We start from the raw sequence: 984 nt of genomic DNA, 5'->3' as shown, positions 1-984 counted from the left end.
GCTGGTAGCACCGCGCCGGTGGCACCTGGCCGAGCGCTTCATGCGGCCGCTCTTCGTTGAATTGGCGGACAAAGGCGGCAAACCGACGCTGCTGGCCGCGCCAGGTCGCCGCCGGCGGACTCGCCGCCTCAAGCTTCAGGGTCCGATGCATGCGCTCATGACGACCGTTCTGCTGCGGCTTGCCCGGCGCGATCCGTTCCGGCGTCACGCCGGCTTTGATCACCTTCACGGCAAAGCGCGACAAGCCATGCAGCCCAGGACCTGCGAACGGCTGACCGCTGTCGGAGCGCAGCAGCTCAGGCAATCCATATTCACGGAAAGCCCCCTCCAGCACTGCCCAGGCCGCCGCCCCGCTGGGCCGCTCCATCGCAACCAGCCGCAGCAGGTAGCGGCTGTGCAGATCGCTCAGGCTCAACGGCTCGCAGCGATAGCCGTCACCGGTGCGGAACCAGCCCTTGTAGTCGATCCCCCACACTGTGTTCGCACCCTCGATCGCCGACAGCTCACCCCACCAGTCGGGCATCGCTGCCGATCGCAACCGCCGCCGCTCCACAAGCCCGTGCCGCTCCAGGATATCCCCGATCGTGCTGGCCGCCGGCCATGCCGTCCCACTCTCCCTGGCCTGCAACCAGGCCCGCAGCTTCTTGGGCCCCCACTTCGGATGCCCACCACGAGCTTCCACCACCCGCCGCTCGATCGCCGCCGCCACCGCCCGGCCGTGCCTGTGCGGCGCCCGCGAGCGCTCTTCCACCCCGGGCCAGCCCTCGGCCTCGAACCGCGACAGCAGCACGTGTACCGTCTTGCGGCTCACGCGGTAGCGCCGCGCCAGATCCGCCTTGCTGTAATCGCCGCTCAGCCAATCCAGCACCACTCGCCTACGCTCCTTCATCGCATCGGTCTCCAGCCACGGCATGCTCACCTCCATGCCAAAACTGTTACCGATGTATCCGGTCTATTCCGTCACCGATCTAATCGGTCTGTACA

1 protein-coding gene is annotated in these 984 nt (G+C 67.6%); it reads right to left on the bottom strand.

Translation table 11 applies throughout. From position 1 onward, the window contains the following. The coding region (locus tag FHP25_RS40470) for an integrase core domain-containing protein (RefSeq protein ID WP_178134152.1) at nucleotides 1-913 on the bottom strand (913 nt) is incomplete at its 3' end. Between the last annotated feature and the right edge of the window lie 71 nt (nucleotides 914-984).

Origin of the sequence: Vineibacter terrae, assembly GCF_008039615.1 — a bacterium.
GTDB lineage: Bacteria > Pseudomonadota > Alphaproteobacteria > Reyranellales > Reyranellaceae > Vineibacter > Vineibacter terrae.
The sequence above is the reverse complement of the archived record's forward strand: the minus strand, read 5'-3'. Positions and strand labels throughout refer to the sequence as shown.